The organism is Pseudomonas sp. GL_091 (assembly GCF_057837725.1).
Map to the genome: position 1 here is coordinate 1,123,372 of NZ_CM174451.1, position 23,237 is coordinate 1,146,608.

The following is a 23,237-nucleotide window of genomic DNA, read 5'->3' on the forward strand; positions in this document are numbered from 1 at the left end:
TTCCGTGACCACCAGCACCCGCATTCTTCTTGGCGTGAACATCGACCACGTTGCCACCCTGCGTCAGGCCCGGGGCACCCGTTACCCGGACCCGGTCAAGGCGGCACTGGACGCGGAAGAGGCGGGCGCTGACGGCATCACCGTGCACCTGCGTGAAGACCGTCGGCATATTCAGGAACGCGACGTTCTGCTGCTCAAGGACGTGCTGCAAACCCGCATGAACTTCGAAATGGGCGTCACCGAAGAAATGATGCAGTTCGCCGAGCGCATCCGCCCGGCGCACATTTGCCTGGTGCCGGAAACTCGTCAGGAACTGACCACCGAGGGTGGCCTGGACGTGGCGGGGCAGGAAGCGCGGATCAAGGCCGCGGTCGAGCGCTTGTCGAAGATCGGCTCCGAAGTGTCGTTGTTCATTGACGCCGATGAGCGCCAGATCGAAGCCTCCCGCCGTGTCGGTGCACCGGCCATCGAACTGCACACCGGCCGTTATGCCGATGCCGAGACGCCAACCGAAGTCGCCGAAGAACTCAAGCGTGTGGCCGATGGCGTGGCCTTCGGCCTGTCCCAGGGCCTGATCGTCAATGCCGGCCATGGCCTGCACTATCACAACGTTGAAGCCGTGGCGGCGATCAAGGGGATCAACGAGCTGAACATCGGCCATGCGCTGGTGGCCCATGCGCTGTTCGTTGGCTTCAAGTCGGCAGTTTCGGAGATGAAGGCGCTGATTCTGGCGGCGGCTGCCAAGGCCTGAAACACAATACAAACCCCACTGTAGGAGCGAGCCTGCTCGCGATAGCGGTCTGACAGACACAGTTGATGTGACTGAAAGGGCCTCATCGCGAGCAGGCTCGCTCCTACAGTGGTTTGGTGGTGGTTTTTAAAGCGGTGCTGGCTCTTGAGCAGGCTTGGTCTTGTCGATCCCCGGAACAAGCAGTTTGCCCTGGGCGACCTGGTCGCCCTCAAGCTGCGGCTGCGTGACCCAGGTCAGGATGTCGTAGTAGCGACGGATGTTCGCCACGAAATGCACCGGTTCGCCGCCACGGGCGTAGCCGTACCGGGTTTTGCTGTACCACTTCTTTTCCGACAGGCGCGGCAGGATTTTCTTCACATCCAGCCATTTGTCCGGGTTCAACCCTTCCTTGGCCGCCAGTTTGCGTGCGTCATCCAGGTGGCCGCTGCCGACGTTGTAGGCTGCCAGGGCAAACCAGGTACGGTCCGGTTCCTGAATCGAATCGTCGAGCTGGTCTTTCATGTAGGCCAGGTACTTGGCGCCGCCCATGATGCTCTGCTTGGGGTCCAGTCGGTTGGACACGCCCATGGCCTGTGCGGTGTTCTGGGTCAGCATCATCAGGCCGCGCACGCCGGTCTTGGATGTGACCGCCGGTTGCCACAACGACTCCTGGTACCCGATGGCCGCGAGCAGGCGCCAGTCGACTTTCTCTTTCTTGGCGTACGACTTGAAGTGCTGTTCGTATTTGGGCAGGCGTTGCTGCAAGTGTTGGGCAAACGTGGTGGCGCCCATGTAGCCGAGGACGTCGACATGCCCGTAGTAGCGGTCCTTGAGGCGTTGCAGGGTGCCGTTCTTCTTGACCTTGTCGAGGTAATCGTTGATTTCGTTGAGCAGGCTGTTGTCGTCGCCCGGGGCGACGGCCCAGCTCTGGTTGCTGGCGTCACCGAGGTCGAAGGCGACCCGGATGTTGGTGAAGTACACCTGGTTCATCGCCACTTCGTTGGAGTCGACCAGTGTCAGGTCGATCTGACCTTCGTCCACCATACGCAGCAGATCGACGACCTCGACCGCGTCAGACTCTTCGTATTCGATGCCGGGAAATTTCTGTTTCAACTGCGCGAGTTGTTCGGCGTGGGTGCTGCCCTTGAGCACCATGATCTTCTTGCCCACCAGATCCTTCGCGTCGGTTGGCCGTGACTGGCCGTTGCGGTAGATGATCTGCGGGGTGACTTCCAGATAGGAGTGGGAGAAGCGCACCTGCTTCTTGCGTTCTTCGCTGCTGACCAGACCGGCCGCCGCCAGCACCGGGCCATCGGGCTTGCCGACCTGGTTGAACAGGTCATCGAGGTTGTCGGCGGTCTCGATCTTGAGCTCGACCCCCAGATCGTCGGCGAAGCGCTTCACCAGCTCGTATTCGAAGCCGGTTTCACCGTTGCGATCCTGAAAGTAGGTGGCAGGGCTGTTTCGGGTAACCACCCGCAGCACACCATCCTCCTTTACGCGCTCGAGCGTGTTGGGTTTATCAACACAGCCACCGAGCATCAGGAAGAGTCCGGTTGCGATGAGCCATTTGGCATACCGCGGACGCAAAGCCGTTGGGAAAAACATTTGCGCAGTATACGCAAAGGACCACGGGCGCCATATCTCGACAGTGAGGGGCTAGTCTGCTAGAGATCACAAAACCGGCCGAAACCCCGCAGGAATGGGCTTTGTCTGCATTTTGTTACAGTAAAAATAAGCTGTCGTCACACGCCCGGTTAACCTGACTTTCGAGGCAGAAACACAGTTTGGCACCCGAGTGCAACCGTGCGTAGCGTTTCGGGTGCTGTCGCGGGCTGTTTAGGCTAGAATGCACGGCCTCAAAGCACACCCCTTCCCGAGGCTGTCCCGAAGATGTTGATCCTGCGCGGCGCTCCTGCCCTTTCTGCCTTTCGCCACAGCAAACTCCTTGAGCAACTGAGCCAGAAGGTTCCGGCTGTCAGTGGCCTGTATGCTGAATTCGCTCACTTCGCCGAAGTTACCGGCGTCCTGACCGGCGACGAACAGCAGGTGCTTGCGCGCCTTCTGAAGTACGGTCCAAGCGTTCCGGTACAGGAACCGACCGGTCGTCTGTTTCTGGTGCTGCCGCGTTTCGGCACCATCTCGCCGTGGTCGAGCAAGGCCAGCGACATCGCCCGTAACTGTGGCCTGGCGAAAATCCAGCGCCTGGAGCGCGGCATCGCGTTCTACGTGGCCGGCCAGTTCAGCGACGCTGAAGCCCAGCTGATCGCCGACGGTCTGCACGACCGCATGACCCAGATCGTCCTGGGCAACCTCGAACAGGCCGCCGGCCTGTTCAGCCACGCCGAACCGAAACCCCTGACCGCCATCGACGTGCTGGGTGGCGGCCGCGCCGCGCTGGAAAAAGCCAATACCGAGCTGGGCCTGGCCCTGGCCGAAGACGAGATCGACTACCTGGTCAACGCCTTCGTCGGCTTGAAGCGCAACCCGCACGACATCGAACTGATGATGTTCGCCCAGGCGAACTCCGAGCACTGCCGCCACAAGATCTTCAACGCCAGTTGGGACATCGACGGCCAGAGCCAGGAAAAAAGCCTGTTCGGCATGATCAAGAACACCTACGTGATGCACAGCGAAGGTGTCCTGTCGGCTTACAAGGACAACGCTTCGGTGATCGTCGGCTCCGTGGCCGGTCGCTTCTTCCCGGACCCTGAAACCCGCCAGTACGGCGCGGTGCAGGAGCCGGTGCACATCCTGATGAAGGTCGAGACCCACAACCACCCGACCGCGATTGCCCCGTTCCCGGGCGCATCCACCGGTTCCGGTGGCGAGATTCGCGACGAAGGCGCTACCGGCCGTGGCGCCAAGCCGAAGGCTGGCCTGACCGGTTTCACTGTGTCGAACCTGCAGATCCCGGGCTTCGAACAGCCGTGGGAAGTGCCATACGGCAAGCCTGAGCGCATCGTCACTGCGCTGGACATCATGATCGAAGGCCCGCTGGGCGGCGCTGCGTTCAACAACGAATTCGGCCGTCCGGCCCTGACCGGCTACTTCCGTACCTTCGAACAATCGATCACCACCCCGCACGGTGACGAAGTTCGTGGTTACCACAAGCCGATCATGCTGGCTGGCGGTATGGGCAACATCCGTGAAGAACACGTCAAGAAAGGCGAGATCCTGGTCGGCTCCAAGCTGATCGTGCTCGGCGGCCCGGCGATGCTGATCGGCCTGGGCGGCGGCGCGGCTTCCTCCATGGCCACCGGCACCAGCTCGGCAGACCTGGACTTCGCTTCGGTACAGCGCGAAAACCCGGAAATGGAACGTCGCTGCCAGGAAGTCATCGACCGTTGCTGGCAACTGGGCGACAAGAACCCGATCAGCTTCATCCACGACGTGGGTGCGGGCGGTCTGTCCAACGCCTTCCCGGAACTGGTCAACGACGGCGACCGCGGTGGCCGTTTCGAACTGCGCAACATTCCAAACGACGAGCCGGGCATGGCCCCGCACGAAATCTGGTCCAACGAATCCCAGGAGCGCTACGTTCTGGCGGTCGGCCCGGCGGATTTCGAACGCTTCAAGGCGATCTGCGAACGCGAGCGTTGCCCGTTTGCCGTGGTCGGCGAAGCCACTGCCGAACCACAGCTGACCGTGACCGATAGCCACTTCGGCAACAGCCCTGTGGACATGCCGCTGGAAGTGCTGCTGGGCAAGGCTCCACGCATGCACCGTTCGGTGGTTCGTGAAAATGAGCTGGGCGACGATTTCGATCCGTCGACCCTCGACATTGCCAACTGCGTCGAGCGCGTCCTGCATCACCCGGCCGTGGCCAGCAAGAGCTTCCTGATCACCATCGGCGACCGCACCATCACCGGCCTCGTGGCCCGTGACCAGATGGTCGGCCCGTGGCAGGTTCCGGTGGCCGACGTTGCCGTCACCGCCACCAGCTTCGACGTCTACACCGGTGAAGCCATGGCCATGGGCGAGCGTACTCCGCTGGCACTGCTGGACGCTCCGGCGTCGGGCCGCATGGCCATCGGCGAAACCCTGACCAACATTGCCGCTTCGCGCATCGGCAAGATCTCCGACATCAAGTTGTCGGCGAACTGGATGTCCGCAGCCGGTCACCCGGGTGAAGACGCACGCCTGTATGACACCGTGAAAGCGGTCGGCATGGAACTGTGCCCTGAGCTGGGCATCACCATTCCGGTGGGCAAGGACTCGATGTCCATGGCCACGCGCTGGAACGATGAAGGCGTGGACAAGTCCGTCACGTCGCCGATGTCCCTGATCGTGACCGGTTTCGCGCCAGTGACTGACATCCGTCAGACCCTGACCCCGCAACTGCGCATGGACAAGGGCACCACCGACCTGATCCTGATCGACCTCGGTCGTGGCCAGAACCGCATGGGCGCCTCGATCCTCGCGCAGGTTCACGGCAAACTCGGCAGTCAGGCTCCGGACGTCGATGACGCCGAAGACCTGAAAGCCTTCTTCGCGGTGATCCAGGGCCTCAACGCCGACGGTCACCTGCTGGCCTACCACGACCGTTCCGACGGTGGTCTGCTGACCAGCGTTGTCGAGATGGCCTTCGCCGGTCACTGCGGTCTGAGCCTGAACCTCGACGGTCTGGCGGAAACCTCCGCCGACATCGCCGCCATCCTGTTCAACGAAGAACTGGGTGCCGTGATCCAGGTTCGCCAGGACGCGACCCCGGACATCCTCGCGCAGTTCAGCGCTGCTGGTTTGGGCGACTGCGTATCGGTGGTCGGTCAGCCGATGAACAACGGCGAGATCAGCATCACCTTCAACGGCGAAACCGTGTTCGAAGGCCAGCGTCGTCTGCTGCAACGCCAGTGGGCCGAGACCAGCTACCAGATCCAGCGTCTGCGTGATAACGCCGACTGCGCCGAGCAAGAGTTCGACGTGCTGCTGGAAGAAGACAACCCGGGCCTGAGCGTCAAGCTCAGCTACGACGTCAACCAGGACGTCGCCGCGCCTTACATCAAGAAAGGCATTCGCCCACAGGTTGCCGTGCTGCGTGAGCAGGGCGTCAACGGTCAGGTAGAAATGGCAGCCGCGTTCGACCGCGCCGGTTTCAACGCGATCGACGTGCACATGAGCGACATTCTGGCCGGCCGAGTCGACCTGAACGAGTTCAAGGGCATGGTCGCTTGCGGTGGCTTCTCCTACGGCGACGTACTGGGTGCCGGTGAAGGCTGGGCCAAGTCGGCGCTGTTCAACAGCCGGGCCCGCGATGCGTTCCAGGGTTTCTTCGAACGTAACGACAGCTTCACCCTCGGCGTGTGCAACGGTTGCCAGATGATGTCCAACCTGCACGAGCTGATCCCGGGTAGCGAGTTCTGGCCGCACTTCGTGCGCAACCGTTCCGAGCAGTTCGAAGCCCGTGTTGCCATGGTGCAGATCCAGGAGTCGAACTCGATCTTCCTGCAAGGCATGGCCGGTTCGCGTATGCCGATCGCCATCGCCCACGGTGAAGGTCATGCCGAGTTCTCCAGCGAAGAAGCCCTGCTGGAAGCCGATCTGTCCGGTTGCGTGGCGATGCGTTTCGTCGACAACCACGGCAAGGTCACCGAAAGCTACCCGGCCAACCCGAACGGCTCGCCGCGCGGGATCACCGGTTTGACCAGCCGCGACGGTCGCGTAACGATCATGATGCCGCACCCGGAGCGTGTGTTCCGCGCCGTGCAGAACTCGTGGCGTTCGGACGACTGGAACGAAGATGCACCGCTGATGCGCATGTTCCGTAATGCTCGGGTCTGGGTAAACTAAAAGCGGGTGAACTAAGCGCCGTGTACAAGCTCAGCTTTTTCGTTCCAACCAGTCACGTCGAAGACGTGAAGAGTGCCATATTCGCCGCCGGTGGCGGTCGAATCGGTGCTTACGACCACTGTGCATGGCAGGTGCTTGGCACTGGCCAGTTTCGTCCACTGGACGGCAGTCAGCCGTTCATTGGCGAAGCGGGGCAGGTCGAGCAGGTCGAGGAATGGAAGGTTGAACTGGTGGTGGCCGATGAGTTGATTCGCTCGGTGGTGGCGGCTCTGAAACAGAGCCATCCCTACGAGACGCCGGCTTATGAGGTGTGGCGGTTGGAGGATTTCTGATCTTCCTGGCTGCTGAAATGAGAAACCCGCTGAAAGAGATTTCAGCGGGTTTTTTGTTGCTCAGGCACCGAGGATCTAAACCTTGGCACTGACCTCACTGCGATTGACCAACGCTTCCAGCGCATCACTCAAGCTCGGCGCCTTGTCGCCAATCAACAGATGCCAGATGCCGCCTTCCAACTGGCTGACACCCTGACAGCCCAGCGCTTTCAAATCACATTCCGACAACGCTTTGCCATTGTCCAGTTGCAGGCGGAGGCGGGTCATGGCGATGCAATCGAGTTGCAGCACATTGTCGCCACCCCCCAGGGCTTTGAGCCATTGTTGCGCCTCGGGTGTTGCCACGGCGGCAGGTGGAGGTGTGTCGATTTCTGCTGCCGGTGACGACACCATGGCGCGGCCCAGCGCCGGCATCGCCAGGCGAATCTCATCGGCAATCGCGTCGGCCATCGGCCCCACCACCACCTGCAAACTCCCGCCCTTGCCCGGACGCACCACGGCCATGGCGCCGAGCGCTTTCAAGTCGGTATCCGAGGCCTTGTTGCGATCCACCATGTCCAGGCGCAAGCGCGTGGTGCAGGCGCCGACGGTGATCAGGTTTTCGGCACCGCCCAGGGCCTTGATGTAAGCCCCGGCGCGTTCATTGTCGGCCACTGCAACCTGCGGGGCGGCAGCACTGGTTTCGCGGCCCGGTGTTTTCAGGTCGAAGCGGCGGATACAGAAATCAAACACCACGTAATAGATCACCGCATACGCCAGGCCCACCGGGAACACCAGCCAGCCGTTGGTGGACTTGCCCCAGCCAAGGATCATGTCGATGAAGCCCCCGGAGAAGGTGAACCCCAGGTGGATGTTCAGCAGATTGGTGATAGCCAGCGACAGGCCGGTCAGCAGCGCGTGCAACAAGAAGAGCAGTGGCGCAAGGAACATGAAGGCGAACTCGACGGGTTCGGTGACGCCAGTGAGGAACGAGGTCAGGGCCATCGACAGGAAGATCCCACCCATGACTTTGCGTCGTTCCGGCAAGGCGTTGCGGTACATTGCCAGGCACGCGGCGGGCAGGCCGAAGAGCATCATCGGGAACATGCCGGTGGTGAATTGGCCGCCCTTGGGGTCGCCGGCGAAGTAGCGTGAGATATCGCCGGTCACGAGGGCGCCAGTAGTCGGGTCGGTGAAGTTGCCGAAGACGAACCATGCCATGTTGTTGATGATGTGGTGCAGTCCAGTGACGATCAACAGGCGGTTGAACACGCCGAAGATGAAAGCGCCGATGCTGCCGCTGTCGAGCATCAATACGCCGAAACTGTTGATGCCATTCTGAATCGGTGGCCAGATCAGACCGAACACCACGCCCAGCCCCACGGCGGCGAACCCGGTGACAATCGGCACAAAACGCCGGCCCCCGAAGAACGCCAGGTACTCCGGCAGCTTGATGTCCTTGAAGCGGTTGTACAGCGCGCCGGCCATCAGGCCGCTGACGATCCCGGCGAGCATGCCCATGTTGATGCTCGGGTCGAGCACCTTGAGGGTGGAGATCATCACCAGGTAGCCGATCACCCCGGCAAGCCCCGCTGTACCGTTGTTGTCCTTGGCGAAACCGACCGCGATGCCGATGGCGAAGATCATCGCCAGGTTGGCGAAGATCACCTGGCCGGCGTCGTGGATGATCGCGATGTTCAGCAGGTCGGTATCGCCCAGGCGCAGCAGCAGGCCGGCAATCGGCAGGATCGCGATCGGCAGCATCAGCGCGCGCCCGAGGCGTTGCAGACCTTCAATGAAAAGTTGGTACATGGCGGTTCTCCGTGGATTCTTGTTGTTCTTTAGCTCAGAGGCCAATGCTGGTGACAGGCGTGACGCACCGCGCCAGCGCTGCTCAGCTTGAGCAGACCCAGGCTGATGCGCCGGCATTCGCTGGCGTCGAGATGACGCACGCGGTCCTTGATTTCACCGACCTGTACCGGGCTCACCGACAATTCACTGACCCCCAGGCCGATCAACACCGGCGTGGCCAATGGATCGGACGCCAGTGCGCCGCACACGCCCACCCAACGGTTGTGCAACGCCGCACCGGCGCAGGTCTGGGCGATCAACCGCAGCAGTGCCGGATGCAGCGCATCGACGCGCGCAGCGAGCCCAGCGTGGTCGCGGTCCATGGCCAGGGTGTATTGCGACAGGTCGTTGGTGCCGATGGACAGGAAGTCCGCGTGTTCGGCCAGTTGCTCGGCCAGCAGCGCGGCGGCCGGAACTTCGATCATGACGCCCAGTTCCGGACGTTGTGTCAGACCCAGCTCCGTACACAAGGCATCGAGGCGCTGGCGGATGTGCAGCAGTTCATCGACTTCCGTGACCATCGGCAGCAGGATCCGGCAGCGTGACAACGGGCGCAGGTGCAACAGCGCGCGCAGTTGCTGGTCGAGCAGTTCAGGACGAACCTGGGCCAGGCGAATGCCGCGCAGGCCGAGCACCGGATTGGCCTCGGCGGGCAGTGGCAGGTAGTCCAGTTGCTTGTCGCCGCCGACGTCGATGGTGCGGATGATCACCGACTTGTCGCCCATGGCATCGAGCACCGCTTGATAGGCGTGGTGCTGTTCCTGTTCGTCCGGGGCGGTGTGGCGGTCGACGAAGAGAAACTCGGTACGCAGCAAGCCGACGCCGTCGGCACCATTGGCCAGTGCGTCTGCCGCTTCCGTGCTGGATGCCACATTGGCAGCGACTTCGATGCGCAGACCATCGGTGGTCAGTGCCGGTGTGTGCGCCTGGGCCTGTTGTTCGGCCCGGCGTTGTTGCTGTTGCTGTTGCAGCAGGCGCACGTCGGCCAGGCGCTCGGCATTGGGTGTCAGTTCGAGGCGACCGCCGTCGGCGTCCAGCACCACCGGTTGCCCCTGTTGCTGATCGAGCAGCGTCGAGCCCAGTGCGACCATGCACGGCAGGCCTTTGCCCCGGGCCAGAATCGCCACGTGGGAGGTCGCGCCGCCTTCGGCCATGCACAGCCCGGCGACGCCTTGCTGGCTCAGTTGCAGTAAATCGGAGGGCGTCAGTTCATGCGCCGCGACGATGGCGCCGGCCGGCACGTCGTAATGCCAGGTATCGCCGAGCAATGCGCGCAGCACCCGTTGCTTGAGGTCGCGCAGGTCGTTGGCGCGTTCGGCCAGCAGCGTGCTGCCGATTTGCTGGAGGACTTCGCATTGCGCGTCGATGGCCTGGCTCCAGGCGTGGGTCGCGGCCGTGCCCTGGGCGACGGTTTGACTGGCGGCGTCCAGCAGGGCCGGGTCTTCGAGCAGCGCCAGGTGTGCGGCGAAAATCGCCTCCTCCGCGGTGTCCTTGTGTTTTTTCGCCAGGGCCAGCGTGTGCTCGATTTCGCTGCGCACCTGGCTCCGTGCCGCGTCCAGCACTTGCTGTTGTTGCTGCGGATCATGATGGCCGGCATCCACCGGCAGGCTGATTGCATTCAGGCGAAACAGCGGCCCGCCGACCAGGCCGGGTGCCGCGCAGACGCCGTGCAACACGCCGGCTTCGGCGGCGCGACTGCGTTGGGCAATCGTGGCTGGTGCGGCAGCGTGGTGGTCTTCGGCCAGGGCTGTGGATAACGCAGTCAGCAAGGCTTGCAGCGCGGCTTCGGCGTCCGGGCCCTGGCAACTGACCTGGACTTCTGCCTGTTCGCCGATGGCCAGTCCCATCAGGCCGATCAGGCTGTCGCAGGTGGCCGACTTGCCGGCGAAATGCAGCTGCGATTTGCTTTTGAATCCTTGCGCGGTCTGACGGATCAACGCAGCCGGCCGCGCGTGCAGACCGCCACGGTGAGCAATGCGCACGAGACCGACAATCTCGGCGCCGGCAAACTCGGCATCAACCTGTGCGCTCGAGGTCTGTCGACGAATGATGTGCAGCAGCGGCTCGCCGACCTTTACCGACTTGAGGGTGATGGGGCGTGCCTGAAAGTCCTGGCTGTTGGTGAGGATCAGCAGGCTGACCAGGCTCTTGCACTGTTGCGCGACCTTGTCCAGGTCGTAGCGCAGCAGCGGTTGGCCGTTGGCGACACGCGCGCCTTCCTTGACCAGCATCGAGAAGCCCTGGCCCTGCAACTCGACCGTGTCGAGGCCCAGGTGCAGGAGCAATTCCGCGCCGTTGTCGGCACGCAGGGTTACCGCGTGACCGGTGCGGGCGACATGCACCACCACGCCCGCGCAGGGGGCGTGAAGCGTGTCATTGAGCGGATCGATGGCGATGCCGTCACCCATGGCGCCGCTGGCAAACACCGGGTCCGGGACTTTGGCGAGCGTGAGCACCGGGCCGCTGAGCGGGGCGCTGAGGGTCAGCTCTTTATTGTTGTTATGCATGGCTCGGTCTCATCAAAAAGTTCAGATCAGCTCGCCCCTTGTAGGAGCGAGCTTGCTCGCGAAGAGCCTGAGAGCAACGCGTTCATTCAGGAAGAACGCGTCATCGTTAACGTCCATCGCGAGCAAGCTCGCTCCTACAGGGGGGCGTTCAGTGGGTGCGCGTCACTTTGCTCAGGTGCCGCGGCTGGTCCGGGTCCATGCCACGGGCCACGGCCAGGCCGGCGGCCATCACGTAGAAACTCTGGATCGCGAGAATCGGGTCGAGGGCCGGGTGCTCGGCGCGGGTCAGGGTCAGGTCGCGTTCAAGCACGTCATCCGGCGCGGCCAGCAGGACACGGGCGCCGCGTTGGCGCATGTCGGCGGCCAGGCTCAGCAAACCGGCCTGTTCGGCACCCCGTGGGGCAAACACCAGCAGCGGGTAGTTGTCGCCGATCAAGGCCATCGGGCCGTGACGGACTTCGGCGCTGCTGAAGGCTTCGGCCTGGATCGCCGAGGTCTCCTTGAACTTGAGCGCCGCTTCCTGGGCGATGGCGAAACCGGCGCCACGGCCGATCACCATCAGCCTCTGACAATCGCGCAAGGCGTCGATGGCCGGGCTCCAGTCCTGTTGCGCTGCGTCGCGCAGGCCGTCGGGCAAGGCAGAGACGGCCTCGAGCAATTCGGCGTCTTCTTTCCAGTGGCCAATCAACCGGGCGCTGGCGCTGAGGGTGGCGATAAAACTCTTGGTTGCGGCGACGCTGCTTTCGGTGCCGGCACACAGCGGCAGGCTGAATTCGCAGGCCGCTTCCAGCGGTGAGTCTTCGGCGTTGACCAGCGAAATGCTCAAGGCACCGCGCTTGCGCAACAGGCGCAGGCTGTTGACCAGGTCCGGGCTTTGCCCCGATTGGGAAAATGCGAATGCCACCTGGCCGCTGACCTTCAACGGTGCCTGTTGCATGGTCACCACCGACATAGGCAGCGACGCCACCGGGATGCCCAGCAGTTGCATGGTCAGGTAGGCGAAGTAACTGGCTGCATGGTCGGAGCTACCGCGCGCCACGGTCATGGCCACTTGCGGCGGCTGACGACGCAGGCGCCCGGCGATCTCGATCATCTGCGGGTGGAGTTGTTGCAACTGGGCCTGCACGGCCTCGAACGAGGACAGCGCCTCTTCAAGCATTTTTGAAGTCAATGTCTTCTCCTTCGACCATCACGGCGGTCAGTTTCAGTGAGCGATCCAGCCGCACGCAGTCGGCCCAGGCCCCCGGTTGCAGGCGCCCGCGTTCGGTGATGCCGAGGTAGTCGGCGGGAAATTGCGACAGGCGCTGCGAGGCTTCGGCGATGGGCAGGCCGATCTTCACCAGGTTGCGCAGGGCCTGATCCATGGTCAGTGTGCTGCCGGCAAGGGTGCCGTCGGGCAGGCGCACGCCGCCCAGGCATTTGGTCACGGTGTGGCTGCCGAGCTTGTACTCGCCGTCAGGCATACCGGCGGCGGCGGTCGAGTCGGTGACGCAATACAGGCACGGAATCGAACGCAGGGCCACGCGGATGGCGCCGGGGTGTACGTGCAACAAGTCCGGAATCAGTTCGGCGTATTTGGCGTGGGCCAGCGCGGCGCCGACGATCCCGGGCTCGCGGTGATGCAGAGGGCTCATGGCGTTATAGAGATGAGTGAAACTGCTGGCGCCGGCCTCCAGTGCGGCCACGCCTTCCTCATAACTGCCCAGAGTGTGGCCGATCTGCATGCGAACGCCGCGGTTGCTGAGGTCGCGGATCAAGGCGTCGTGACCGGCGATTTCCGGGGCAATGGTGATCACCCGGATCGGCGCGAGCGCCAGGTACGCTTCGACTTCGGCCATCAGCGCGGTGTGGGCGAAGTTGGGTTGCGCGCCGAGTTTGCCCGGGTTGATGTAAGGGCCTTCGAGGTGCACGCCGAGCACCCGGGCGCAGCCTTGGGGCCGCTGCTCACAGAACTCGCCGACGGCCTGGAGTACGCTGGATATCTCTTCGCTCGGTGCCGTCATGGTGGTGGCCAGCAGCGACGTCGTGCCGAAGCGCACGTGGGTTCGGGTGATGGTTTCGAAGGCCGACGCGCCTTCCATGATGTCTTTGCCGCCGCCTCCGTGCACGTGCAGGTCGATGAAGCCCGGCAGCAGGTACGGCAGATCGTTGTCCGCCGGATCGCAGGGCTGGCCTTCGATCGACACGACTTTGCCGTGCTCGTGGACCAGTCGGCCGCGAACCCAGCCGTGGGCGGTGAGGATGTTGTCTTCGGACATGTCGGGATCTCGGTGTTTTATCGACGCAGCTCTTTCTCTACGAAGCTCTTTATCTTCGAAGCTCTGCGACAAAGTCGTAGTAGTCGTTACGGCAATAGGTGTCGGTGACTTCGATGGGCGTGTTGTCTTCGAGGTAGCCGACCCGGGTCATCAGCAACATGGCGGTGCCGGGGGCGATGCCCACCAGCGCGGCGAACTCGTCCGAGGCGTTGATCGCCTGGATGTGCTGGAGGGCGCGGACAACCGGTTTGCCGATGCCGTCGAGGAATTCGTAGAGGGAATCGCCCACCGCCAGCGGCTTGGGAATGATCGAGGCGGGCAGGGTGCTCATCTCGATGGCCATCACCGTGTCGTCGGCCTTGCGCAGGCGTTTGAGGCGCGCGACCTTGTCATTGGGCGACAAGCCGAGGCGGATCAGCTCTTCGTGGGTCGGCAGGGTGATTTCTCGCTCCAGCCATTGTGAGCCGGGCACGAAACCCTTGAGGCGGAGCATTTCGCTGAAGCCGGAGAGGCGTGACAACGGTTGTTCGAGGCGCGGCGTGATGAAGGTGCCGGAGCCCTGGTTGCGGCGAATCAAACCTTGTTCGAACAACACTTCCAGCGCCTTGCGGGCGGTGACGCGGGAGATGCCCAACGTCTCGCTCAAGTTGCGTTCCGATGGCATCGCCTGCTCGGCTTTCCACTGGCCGGCGTGGATCGCCGCTTCCAGGTTGCGTGCCAGTTGCAGGTACAACGGCGTGGGTTGGGTGTCGTCGGGGCGCAGGGCATGGAGATCGTTCATGGCGGGTGTCCGGGGCGGATATTGGAATGTTTTTGCCCGTAATGGGTGAAAGCTAATACCACTTGAATACCATGTCAACGCCGAGGCTTTACCGCGGGCGAGCGAGAACAAGCCGATTGTGGCCGGCTGGATGTGGGTTGGTTTGAAGTGGTATTAGCGGTAGGGTTTAAAGCGATAAAGATCGCAGCCTGCGGCAGCTCCTGCAGAGCGAAATGGTATTCACCCTGTAGGAGCTGCCGCAGACTACGATCTTTTGAATTTATTTTTTGCGGGCGACCAATGGTCGTGGGGATTACGGGCGGATTTCGATCATCGTGCCGTCCGGCACCAGGTTCCAGACTTCGCGCATGTCCATGTTGCGCATGGCGATGCAGCCGTCGGTCCAGTCCAGGGTGTGGAACAGGTCTTCGGGGGTGTCTTCACTGTCCGGGGTGCCGTGGATCATGATCATGCCGCCGGGCTCGACGCCTTCACGACGAGCGCGGGCAGAGTCGCTGATGTTCGGGTAGGAAATGTGCATCGCCAGGTTGAAGCGGTCGCTGATCTTGCGCCAGTCGACCCAGTAGAAGCCTTCGGGGGTGCGCTTGTCGCCTTCCATCAGCTTCGGCCCCTTGGGACGCTTGCCCAGGGAAATGCGATAGGTCTTGAGCGGCTTGCCGTCATTGATCAATTGCAATTGATGGGAAGACTTGAGAATCAGGATCTTCTCGATGACCTTGCCGTCCAGGGTTTCCACGGCAGAAGCCTGGGACACCGTGACAAACGACAAACAGAACAGGGCAAGCAACCAGCGCATTGAAACGATTCCCCAGGAGGTGTCGCGACTATTTATGTATAGAAGTTTTTGCAGGAGCTGCCGCAGGCTCGTGCCGCATTCGGGCGATCTTTCGGCACCTTTGTGTGATGCCGAGATGACATCAGATAATGGCAGGCTGAGCAAGTGGCGGGATCGATTCAGACCGAACGGGATAGACTTCGGTCCGCCGGTCAGCGAAGAAGCATTCTAAGGTACGGCCCACCGTGCGGAAAGCCAGCTCATCCCATGGAATGTCCGCTTCGTCGAATAGTTGCACTTCCAGGCTCTCGGGGCCGGCAGAAAAGTCCAGGTCGGCCAGCTCGGCACGGAAGAACACATGCACCTGGCTGATGTGCGGCACGTCGATCAGGGTATAGATGCTCAGGTTGCGCACTCGGGCGCAGGCTTCTTCGGCGGTTTCGCGAATGGCGGCCTGTTCGATGGTCTCGCCGTTCTCCATGAACCCGGCGGGCAGGGTCCAGTAACCGCGACGTGGCTCGATGGCCCGCCGGCACAACAACACCTTGGTGCCCCAGGTCGCCACGCAGCCGGCGACGATGTTGGGGTTCTGGTAGTGAATGGCCTGACAACTGTCGCAGACAAAACGCAGGCGCGAATCGCCTTCGGGAATGCGTTGGGTCACCGGGTTACCGCACTGGCTGCAAAATTTCATGCTGGGGTTCCTGAATGCTGCGCCTATCTTGGCGTGCGGCAGTGTCTGTCGGCAAGTTGTCGTTTCGCGACATGGGGCGGTTGCGGGGGTTGGGCGACCGCAGCGATTGGTGCATGATGCCGGGTAGGGCACAGATCGAGAACACTCATGCTGGACGAGCTACTGCATCGGGTTAGTAACCACACACCACGCACATTGGAGACCGACCGTCGTTTTCCCGAGGCCGCGGTGCTGGTGCCTATCACCCGCAGTGACGAGCCTCAGCTGGTGTTGACCCTGCGTGCCAGCGGCCTGTCGACCCATGGCGGCGAAGTCGCCTTTCCCGGCGGGCGCCGTGACCCCGAAGACCCCGACCTGATTTTCACCGCCCTGCGTGAAGCCGAAGAAGAGATCGGCCTGCCGCCGGGGCTGGTCGAGGTGATCGGCCCGCTCAGCCCGCTGATCAGCCTGCATGGCATCCAGGTCACGCCCTATGTCGGGGTGATCCCGGATTTTGTCGAATACCGGGCCAACGATGCCGAGATCGCCGCGGTGTTCAGCGTGCCCCTGGAGTTCTTCCGCAAAGACCCCCGCGAACATACCCATCGCATCGATTATCAGGGCCACAGCTGGTACGTGCCGAGCTATCGCTATGGCGAATACAAGATCTGGGGGCTGACGGCGATCATGATCGTCGAGTTGATCAACCTGCTGTATGACGCCAAAATCAGCCTGCATCAGCCTCCCAAAAGCTTTATCAATATCTGAAGCCATCGTTCGAATGGCCTGAATCCTGATTTTGCTGAAAAAAAGCCTGCCTGAGCCTTGAGGAATACACCAATGAAATACCGCCTGGGCGACGCCCGCGTCGAAACCCATCCACAGAGCTGGGTCGCACCCAATGCCGTGCTGGTAGGCAAGGTCAAGCTGGAAGAGGGCGCCAACGTCTGGTTCAACGCCGTATTGCGCGGCGACAACGAATTGATCCTGATCGGCAAGAACAGCAACGTCCAGGACGGCACCGTGATGCACACCGACATGGGCTACCCGCTGACCATCGGCACCGGCGTGACCATCGGCCACAATGCCATGCTCCACGGCTGCACCGTCGGCGACTACAGCCTGATCGGCATCAACGCGGTGATTCTCAATGGCGCGAAGATCGGCAAGAACTGCATCATCGGCGCCAACTCGCTGATCGGCGAAGGCAAGGAGATTCCGGACGGATCGCTGGTCATGGGGTCGCCCGGCAAAGTGGTGCGCGAATTGACCGAGCCGCAAATCAAGATGCTGGAAGCCAGCGCTGCTCACTACGTGCACAACTCGCAGCGCTATGCCCGCGACCTGGCCGAGCAGGAACAATGACCACCACCGAGCGCCCGGTAGCATCGCCCTGCGTGAACATTTGTGCGCTGGACGACGATGACATCTGCACCGGTTGCCAACGCACGGTGGAGGAGATTACCCGCTGGAGCCGCATGGACAACGACGAGCGACGCAAGGTGCTGGGGTTGTGTCATGAGCGGGCGAAGTCCAGTGGGTTGGTGTGGATGATCGGGGCAAAACCGCGGTTGTAGGAGCGAGCTTGCTCGCGATGGACCCGCGAACGCCGCGGGGTGTCAGGTTTGCCGCGTTATCGTTCACGCCCATCGCGAGCAAGCTCGCTCCTACAGTATTCTGTGCGGCAAATTGACAGGTACTTTCCCGCCCATGCTCTTCCTGATCGCCTACATCAGCAGCGTCGTGCTGATCAACTACGCCTTTTCCACCGCGCCGCACCTGGACATCATCTGGTCGGCCTGGGGCGGTCTGGTATTTATCCTGCGCGACATGGTGCAAGCCCGATTCGGGCATGGCGCTCTCGCGGCGATGCTGGTGGCGCTGGTGTTGTCCTATGTCACCTCCGATCCGTCCATCGCCCTGGCCAGCGCCACGGCGTTCGCGATTTCCGAGTGCATCGACTGGCTGGTGTTCAGCATCACCAAACGCCCGTTGCACGACCGCCTGTGGATAAGTTCGGCCCTGAGCATTCCCCTCGATACCTTTATCTTTTTCGGCATGATCGACGCCCTGACGCCGGGGGTGATCCTCACCGCCCTGGGTTCGAAATTCGCCGGGGTCACCGCCGTGTGGCTGATCATGGCCTGGCGCCTGCGCAAACAGGCTGTCGTCGGCTGAAGTTCATGTAAAATGCCGCGCTTTCTCTCAATGGGAAGCGCGCATGGCGACGCGTCCCTCGATGATCCGCTCCTTGAGGACCTTCAGATGACCCGTATCGGAACTCCATTGTCGCCCACCGCGACCCGCGTATTGATGTGTGGCTGTGGCGAGTTGGGCAAGGAGGTGGTGATCGAGCTGCAACGCCTGGGCGTTGAAGTGATTGCCGTGGACCGCTACGCGAATGCGCCGGCCATGCAGGTGGCGCACCGCAGCCACGTGATCAACATGCTCGACGGTGCAGCCCTGCGTGCGGTGATCGAAGCCGAGAAGCCGCACTTCATCGTGCCGGAAATCGAAGCCATCGCCACCGCGACCCTGGTGGAACTGGAAGCCGAAGGCTTCACCGTGATCCCGACCGCCCGCGCTGCGCAATTGACCATGAACCGCGAAGGCATCCGTCGCCTGGCCGCTGAAGAGCTGGACCTGCCAACCTCGCCGTACCACTTCGCCGACACCTTCGAGGACTACAGCAAAGCCGTTGAAGACCTCGGTTTCCCATGCGTGGTCAAGCCGGTCATGAGTTCCTCGGGCAAGGGCCAGAGCCTGCTGCGCAGCGTCGATGACGTGCAGAAAGCCTGGGACTACGCCCAGGAAGGTGGCCGTGCCGGTAAAGGTCGGGTGATCATCGAAGGCTTCATCGATTTCGACTACGAAATCACCCTGCTGACCGTGCGCCACGTCGGCGGCACCACCTTCTGCGCGCCGGTCGGCCACCGTCAGGAGAAGGGCGACTATCAGGAATCCTGGCAGCCGCAAGCCATGAGCCCGATTGCCCTGGCTGAATCCGAACGCGTCGCCAAAGCCGTGACCGAAGCCCTGGGTGGCCGTGGTCTGTTCGGCGTCGAGCTGTTCATCAAGGGCGATCAGGTGTGGTTCAGCGAAGTCTCGCCGCGCCCTCACGACACTGGCCTGGTGACCCTGATCTCTCAGGACCTGTCGCAGTTCGCCCTGCACGCGCGGGCCATTCTCGGTCTGCCGATCCCATTGATCCGTCATTTCGGGCCTTCGGCCTCGGCGGTGATCCTGGTGGAAGGGCAGTCGACCCAGACCGCTTTCGCCAACCTGGGCGCTGCCTTGAGCGAGCCGGATACCGCGCTGCGCCTGTTCGGCAAGCCTGAGGTCAACGGCCAGCGCCGCATGGGCGTGGCCCTGGCCCGCGACGAATCGATCGAAGCCGCCCGCGCCAAGGCGACCCGTGCTTCGCAAGCGGTTGTCGTAGAGTTGTAAAAACAGCTGTGGCGGGCCTATAACTTCTATGGGGTCGCCGCAATTTACTGTAGGAGCGAGCCTGCTCGCGAAAGCGATTTCATAGTCGACATTGATGTCGACAGGCTTTCCGCTATCGCGAGCAGGCTCGCTCCTACAGGGATTGTTGATCGACCCTTTCATTAAAGCTTCAGGCCTGTACCCATGAATTCCCAAAGCATCATCGTCCCGAAAATCTCCACACTGCCGGTGCACGAGCCCCGGGCCCGGGCGATCGTGCGTTGGCTGGTGCGCAAGAACATCATCCAGGAAGAGCTGACCACCTGCGGTCGCACCGGCAATCGCATGGCCCATGCCATCGCCGACGGTGCCCGCGCAGTGGTCCTGCACCCGGAGGCGCTGCCGTTCGGCGAGCCGATCAATGGCCTGGAGATCATCACCAAGCGCTGCATCTATACGCCAGCCAAGGGTTTCCTTGAAGAGGCGGGCTGCGCCGAGTGCCGCAAGGAAGTGGGTGAAGCCCTGTTCGAAAGCCTGGAAGACTGGATGCCGGGGCGCACCGACAACTTCACCTGCCCCGAATGCGGGCATGAAGACGACATCAACGGCTTCCTGTTCCTGCAGGAATGCGGCTTCTCCAACCTCGGTTTCATCTTCAATAATTGGGCCGAAGCCGGGTTCAAACAGCGCTTTCTCGATGAATTCGCCGATTGGCTCGATCAGCCGGTCAGTTGGGTGAAAGTCGAATTGTAGGAGCGAGCTTGCTCGCGAAAAACTTTTGGACGACGCGATAAGTCAGGCAGTGCGCGTTATCGTTGGCGACCATCGTCGGAACGCCGCCCGGAGCAAGCTCGCTCCTACAGTTTTTTGGCGTTAGTTACTCCGTTGATCACTACGTCGATAATAGACAGAGTTTTACATTGAACCCGAGGGGGTGTCTGACTATAATGGCGCGCTTCCATTTTCCCGCTCGGGAGCCCCCGCGATGCTGCGTATCAGCCAAGAAGCTCTGACATTCGACGACATTCTCCTAGTGCCCGGTTATTCCGAGGTGCTTCCTAACGAAGTCAGTCTCAAGACCCGCCTTACCCGTGGCATCGAGCTGAATATTCCACTGGTTTCCGCTGCCATGGACACCGTCACTGAAGCCCGTCTGGCAATCGCCATGGCTCAGGAAGGTGGTATCGGTATCATCCACAAGAACATGACCGTCGAGCAGCAAGCTGCCGAAGTCCGCAAGGTCAAGCGTTACGAAGCCGGTGTGGTCAAGGACCCGATCACCATCGTCGCCGACGCCACCGTGCGCGAGTTGTTCGAACTGACCCGCATGCACAACATCTCCGGCGTTCCGGTGCTGCACAATGGCGACCTGGTCGGCATTGTCACCTCCCGTGACGTGCGTTTCGAGAATCGTCTGGAAGCCACTGTCCGTGAAGTGATGACGCCTAAAGAGCGTCTGGTCACGGTCAAGGAAGGCGCCGACAAGAATGATGTGCGTGAACTGCTGCACAAGCACCGCATCGAACGCGTGCTGATCGTCGACGACAAATTCGCCCTCAAGGGCATGATGACCGTCAACGACATCGAAAAAGCCAAGGCTTACCCGCTGGCCAGCAAGGACGATCAAGGTCGTCTGCGCGTCGGCGCAGCTGTGGGTACCGGTAAAGACACCGGCGATCGCGTTGCCGCGCTGGTCGCTGCCGGTGTTGACGTGGTGGTGGTCGACACCGCTCACGGTCACTCCAAGGGCGTGATCGACCGCGTTCGCTGGGTCAAGCAGAATTTCCCTGAAGTGCAGGTCATCGGCGGCAACATCGCCACCGGCGCTGCCGCCAAGGCCCTGGCCGAAGCTGGCGCTGATGCGGTCAAGGTCGGTATCGGCCCTGGCTCGATCTGCACCACCCGTATCGTCGCTGGTGTCGGCGTGCCGCAAATCAGTGCCATCGCCAACGTTGCCGCTGCCCTTGAAGGTACTGGCGTACCGTTGATCGCCGATGGCGGCATCCGTTTCTCCGGTGACCTGTCCAAGGCCATCGTAGCCGGTGCTTCCTGCGTGATGATGGGCTCGATGTTCGCCGGTACCGAAGAAGCGCCGGGCGAGATCGAACTGTTCCAGGGCCGTTCGTACAAGGCTTACCGCGGCATGGGTTCGCTGGGCGCCATGTCCCAGGCTCAAGGTTCCTCCGACCGTTACTTCCAGGACTCCTCGGCAGGCGCCGAGAAGCTGGTTCCGGAAGGTATCGAAGGGCGTGTTCCGTACAAGGGCACCCTGAGCGCGATCATCCACCAGTTGATGGGCGGCCTGCGTTCCTCGATGGGCTACACCGGTAGCGCCGACATCGAAGAGATGCGCACCAAGCCTGAGTTCGTGCGGATCACCGGCGCTGGCATGGCCGAATCCCACGTTCACGACGTGCAGATCACCAAGGAAGCGCCAAACTACCGCGTAGGTTGAGCCTTCAAGCAACAAGCTAAGCAACCGGGGCTGTTTTATTCAGCCCCGAGTTGTTTCTGAATCACGACTGTTTCTGAATGACTTAGACGAGACTGAATCATGGCCCTCGATATTCACGCTCACCGCATCCTGATCCTCGACTTCGGTTCCCAGTACACCCAGCTGATCGCCCGCCGCGTGCGTGAAATCGGCGTGTACTGCGAGCTGCATCCGTTCGACATGGACGAAGATGCGATCCGCGAATTCGCTCCTAAAGGCGTCATCCTCGCCGGCGGCCCAGAGTCGGTTCACGAAGCCAACAGCCCGCGCTGCCCGCAAGCCGTTTTCGATCTGGGCGTGCCGGTCTTCGGTATCTGCTACGGCATGCAGACCATGGCCGAGCAACTGGGTGGCAAGGTTGAAGGTTCCGAGCTGCGTGAGTTCGGTTATGCCCGCGTAGACGTGGTCGGCAAGAGCCGCCTGCTCGACGGCATTGAAGACCACATCGACGCCGATGGCCTGTTCGGCCTCGACGTGTGGATGAGTCACGGTGACAAGGTCACCCGCATGCCGGAAGACTTCCACATCCTGGCCAGCACCCCGAGCTGCCCGATCGCCGGCATGTTCAGCGACGAGCGCCGTTACTACGGCGTGCAATTCCACCCGGAAGTGACCCACACCAAACAGGGCGGTCGCATCCTGTCGCGTTTCATCCTCGACATCTGCGAGTGCGAAGCCCTGTGGACCCCGTCGAAAATCGCTGAAGACGCCATCGCCCAGGTGCGTGCCCAGGTCGGCACCGACAACGTCCTGCTCGGCCTGTCCGGCGGTGTGGACTCGTCCGTGGTTGCTGCGCTGCTGCACAAGGCCATCGGCGATCAGCTGACCTGCGTATTCGTCGACAACGGCCTGCTGCGCCTGCACGAAGGCGAGCAAGTGATGGCCATGTTCGCCGAGAACATGGGTGTCAAGGTGATCCGCGCCAACGCCGAAGAGCAGTTCCTCGGCAACCTGGCCGGCGAAGCCGACCCGGAGAAGAAGCGCAAGATCATCGGCCGTACCTTCATCGACGTGTTCGACGCCGAATCCTGCAAGCTGGACAACATCAAGTACCTGGCCCAGGGCACCATCTACCCGGACGTGATCGAGTCGGCTGGCGCGAAAAGCGGCAAGGCCCACGTGATCAAGTCGCACCACAACGTGGGCGGCCTGCCGGAAGAAATGAACCTCAAGCTGGTTGAGCCCCTGCGCGAACTGTTCAAGGACGAAGTCCGTCGTCTGGGCCTGGAACTGGGCCTGCCGTACGACATGGTCTACCGTCACCCGTTCCCGGGCCCGGGCCTGGGCGTGCGGATCCTCGGTGAAGTGAAGAAGGAATACGCCGACCTGCTGCGTCGCGCCGACCACATCTTCATCGAAGAGCTGCGCAAGGCCGACTGGTACCACAAGGTCAGCCAGGCATTCGTGGTGTTCCAGCCGGTGAAATCGGTAGGCGTTGTTGGCGATGGCCGTCGTTACGCCTGGGTCGTGGCCCTGCGTGCCGTGGAAACCATCGACTTCATGACCGCGCGTTGGGCACACCTGCCTTACGAACTGCTGGAAACCGTCAGCGGCCGCATCATCAATGAAATCGAAGGCATCTCCCGCGTCACCTACGACGTGTCGAGCAAGCCGCCGGCGACCATTGAGTGGGAATGATCG

General features: G+C 62.1%; 19 protein-coding genes. 11 read left to right on the forward strand and 8 right to left on the reverse strand.

What is annotated here, in order from left to right:
* Window positions 1–4: 4 nt before the first annotated feature.
* Window positions 5–751 (forward strand): pyridoxine 5'-phosphate synthase, encoded by a 747-nt coding sequence (gene pdxJ / locus AC3ITY_RS05095; RefSeq protein WP_489307953.1) that lies wholly within the window; start codon window positions 5–7, stop codon window positions 749–751.
* Window positions 752–877: 126 nt separating this feature from the next.
* Here the strand turns inward: pdxJ and mltF are convergent, their stop codons facing one another.
* Window positions 878–2,338 (reverse strand): membrane-bound lytic murein transglycosylase MltF, encoded by a 1,461-nt coding sequence (gene mltF / locus AC3ITY_RS05100; protein ID WP_489307954.1) that lies wholly within the window; start codon window positions 2,336–2,338, stop codon window positions 878–880.
* A gap of 285 nt (window positions 2,339–2,623) precedes the next feature.
* Here mltF and purL point away from each other — a divergent pair, with 285 nt between their 5' ends.
* Window positions 2,624–6,520: a phosphoribosylformylglycinamidine synthase gene (purL, locus tag AC3ITY_RS05105; RefSeq protein WP_489307956.1), complete on the forward strand. Its 3,897-nt coding sequence runs from the start codon at window positions 2,624–2,626 to the stop codon at window positions 6,518–6,520.
* A 20-nt stretch (window positions 6,521–6,540) separates the two neighbouring features.
* On the forward strand, window positions 6,541–6,852 hold the full coding sequence (locus AC3ITY_RS05110; protein WP_489307957.1) for an NGG1p interacting factor NIF3: 312 nt from the start codon (window positions 6,541–6,543) through the stop codon (window positions 6,850–6,852).
* A 75-nt stretch (window positions 6,853–6,927) separates the two neighbouring features.
* On the opposite strand, the gene nagE is transcribed toward AC3ITY_RS05110, so the two are convergent.
* The 7 genes from nagE to AC3ITY_RS05145 all read right to left on the reverse strand — a co-directional run bounded on the left by nagE (window position 6,928) and on the right by AC3ITY_RS05145 (window position 15,697).
* Complete coding sequence (gene nagE / locus AC3ITY_RS05115) at window positions 6,928–8,643, reverse strand: N-acetylglucosamine-specific PTS transporter subunit IIBC (protein ID WP_489307958.1); 1,716 nt, start codon at window positions 8,641–8,643, stop codon at window positions 6,928–6,930.
* Between the two features lie 29 nt (window positions 8,644–8,672).
* Window positions 8,673–11,189 carry a phosphoenolpyruvate--protein phosphotransferase gene (gene ptsP, locus AC3ITY_RS05120; RefSeq protein WP_489307959.1) on the reverse strand — a complete coding sequence of 839 codons (2,517 nt, stop codon included), beginning with the start codon at window positions 11,187–11,189 and terminating at the stop codon, window positions 8,673–8,675.
* Between the two features lie 148 nt (window positions 11,190–11,337).
* Window positions 11,338–12,348, reverse strand: coding sequence for an SIS domain-containing protein (locus AC3ITY_RS05125; RefSeq protein ID WP_489310782.1), 1,011 nt, complete (start codon window positions 12,346–12,348; stop codon window positions 11,338–11,340).
* Window positions 12,341–13,447, reverse strand: coding sequence for an N-acetylglucosamine-6-phosphate deacetylase (nagA, locus tag AC3ITY_RS05130; protein ID WP_489307960.1), 1,107 nt, complete (start codon window positions 13,445–13,447; stop codon window positions 12,341–12,343). The genes AC3ITY_RS05125 and nagA overlap by 8 nt, the downstream gene beginning before the upstream one ends.
* 49 nt (window positions 13,448–13,496) lie before the next feature.
* Window positions 13,497–14,228 carry a GntR family transcriptional regulator gene (locus tag AC3ITY_RS05135; protein ID WP_489307962.1) on the reverse strand — a complete coding sequence of 244 codons (732 nt, stop codon included), beginning with the start codon at window positions 14,226–14,228 and terminating at the stop codon, window positions 13,497–13,499.
* Window positions 14,229–14,520: 292 nt separating this feature from the next.
* Window positions 14,521–15,024 carry a L,D-transpeptidase family protein gene (locus AC3ITY_RS05140; protein WP_007982819.1) on the reverse strand — a complete coding sequence of 168 codons (504 nt, stop codon included), beginning with the start codon at window positions 15,022–15,024 and terminating at the stop codon, window positions 14,521–14,523.
* A 121-nt stretch (window positions 15,025–15,145) separates the two neighbouring features.
* Window positions 15,146–15,697 carry an NUDIX hydrolase gene (locus tag AC3ITY_RS05145; protein WP_008016748.1) on the reverse strand — a complete coding sequence of 184 codons (552 nt, stop codon included), beginning with the start codon at window positions 15,695–15,697 and terminating at the stop codon, window positions 15,146–15,148.
* A gap of 147 nt (window positions 15,698–15,844) precedes the next feature.
* On the opposite strand from AC3ITY_RS05145, the gene AC3ITY_RS05150 reads away from it, so the two are divergent.
* The 8 genes from AC3ITY_RS05150 to guaA all read left to right on the forward strand — a co-directional run bounded on the left by AC3ITY_RS05150 (window position 15,845) and on the right by guaA (window position 23,234).
* The gene (locus tag AC3ITY_RS05150) at window positions 15,845–16,444 is read left to right on the forward strand and encodes a CoA pyrophosphatase (RefSeq protein WP_489307963.1); all 600 of its coding nucleotides are present in this window, start codon (window positions 15,845–15,847) and stop codon (window positions 16,442–16,444) included.
* Window positions 16,445–16,516: 72 nt separating this feature from the next.
* Window positions 16,517–17,041 carry a gamma carbonic anhydrase family protein gene (locus AC3ITY_RS05155; protein WP_151213897.1) on the forward strand — a complete coding sequence of 175 codons (525 nt, stop codon included), beginning with the start codon at window positions 16,517–16,519 and terminating at the stop codon, window positions 17,039–17,041.
* A complete protein-coding gene (locus AC3ITY_RS05160) occupies window positions 17,038–17,253 on the forward strand; it encodes a DUF1289 domain-containing protein (protein WP_489307965.1) in 216 nt (71 codons plus the stop codon). Before AC3ITY_RS05155 ends, AC3ITY_RS05160 begins: the two co-directional genes overlap by 4 nt.
* 133 nt (window positions 17,254–17,386) lie before the next feature.
* The gene (locus AC3ITY_RS05165) at window positions 17,387–17,854 is read left to right on the forward strand and encodes a preQ0 transporter (protein WP_489307967.1); all 468 of its coding nucleotides are present in this window, start codon (window positions 17,387–17,389) and stop codon (window positions 17,852–17,854) included.
* Window positions 17,855–17,941: 87 nt separating this feature from the next.
* Window positions 17,942–19,123, forward strand: coding sequence for a formate-dependent phosphoribosylglycinamide formyltransferase (gene purT / locus AC3ITY_RS05170; protein WP_489307969.1), 1,182 nt, complete (start codon window positions 17,942–17,944; stop codon window positions 19,121–19,123).
* 183 nt (window positions 19,124–19,306) lie between these two features.
* A complete protein-coding gene (locus AC3ITY_RS05175; RefSeq protein ID WP_489307971.1) occupies window positions 19,307–19,855 on the forward strand; it encodes a sugar ABC transporter ATPase in 549 nt (182 codons plus the stop codon).
* Window positions 19,856–20,087: 232 nt separating this feature from the next.
* On the forward strand, window positions 20,088–21,557 hold the full coding sequence (guaB, locus tag AC3ITY_RS05180) for an IMP dehydrogenase (RefSeq protein ID WP_489307972.1): 1,470 nt from the start codon (window positions 20,088–20,090) through the stop codon (window positions 21,555–21,557).
* Between the two features lie 99 nt (window positions 21,558–21,656).
* Window positions 21,657–23,234: a glutamine-hydrolyzing GMP synthase gene (gene guaA, locus AC3ITY_RS05185; RefSeq protein ID WP_008053207.1), complete on the forward strand. Its 1,578-nt coding sequence runs from the start codon at window positions 21,657–21,659 to the stop codon at window positions 23,232–23,234.
* Window positions 23,235–23,237: the final 3 nt, after the last annotated feature.

Bases quoted from the DNA above. Each gene is read 5' to 3' on its own strand.
- nagE (WP_489307958.1), bottom strand. From the start codon at position 8,643: ATGTACCAACTTTTCATTGAAGGTCTGCAACGCCTCGGGCGCGCGCTG.
- guaB (WP_489307972.1), top strand. From the start codon at position 20,088: ATGCTGCGTATCAGCCAAGAAGCTCTGACATTCGACGACATTCTCCTA.
- AC3ITY_RS05140 (WP_007982819.1), bottom strand. From the start codon at position 15,024: ATGCGCTGGTTGCTTGCCCTGTTCTGTTTGTCGTTTGTCACGGTGTCC.
- purL (WP_489307956.1), top strand. From the start codon at position 2,624: ATGTTGATCCTGCGCGGCGCTCCTGCCCTTTCTGCCTTTCGCCACAGC.
- AC3ITY_RS05150 (WP_489307963.1), top strand. From the start codon at position 15,845: ATGCTGGACGAGCTACTGCATCGGGTTAGTAACCACACACCACGCACA.
- AC3ITY_RS05125 (WP_489310782.1), bottom strand. From the start codon at position 12,348: ATGCTTGAAGAGGCGCTGTCCTCGTTCGAGGCCGTGCAGGCCCAGTTG.
- ptsP (WP_489307959.1), bottom strand. From the start codon at position 11,189: ATGCATAACAACAATAAAGAGCTGACCCTCAGCGCCCCGCTCAGCGGC.
- AC3ITY_RS05145 (WP_008016748.1), bottom strand. From the start codon at position 15,697: ATGAAATTTTGCAGCCAGTGCGGTAACCCGGTGACCCAACGCATTCCC.
- AC3ITY_RS05155 (WP_151213897.1), top strand. From the start codon at position 16,517: ATGAAATACCGCCTGGGCGACGCCCGCGTCGAAACCCATCCACAGAGC.
- guaA (WP_008053207.1), top strand. From the start codon at position 21,657: ATGGCCCTCGATATTCACGCTCACCGCATCCTGATCCTCGACTTCGGT.
- AC3ITY_RS05160 (WP_489307965.1), top strand. From the start codon at position 17,038: ATGACCACCACCGAGCGCCCGGTAGCATCGCCCTGCGTGAACATTTGT.
- AC3ITY_RS05135 (WP_489307962.1), bottom strand. From the start codon at position 14,228: ATGAACGATCTCCATGCCCTGCGCCCCGACGACACCCAACCCACGCCG.
- nagA (WP_489307960.1), bottom strand. From the start codon at position 13,447: ATGTCCGAAGACAACATCCTCACCGCCCACGGCTGGGTTCGCGGCCGA.
- AC3ITY_RS05175 (WP_489307971.1), top strand. From the start codon at position 19,307: ATGAATTCCCAAAGCATCATCGTCCCGAAAATCTCCACACTGCCGGTG.
- purT (WP_489307969.1), top strand. From the start codon at position 17,942: ATGACCCGTATCGGAACTCCATTGTCGCCCACCGCGACCCGCGTATTG.
- AC3ITY_RS05165 (WP_489307967.1), top strand. From the start codon at position 17,387: ATGCTCTTCCTGATCGCCTACATCAGCAGCGTCGTGCTGATCAACTAC.
- mltF (WP_489307954.1), bottom strand. From the start codon at position 2,338: ATGTTTTTCCCAACGGCTTTGCGTCCGCGGTATGCCAAATGGCTCATC.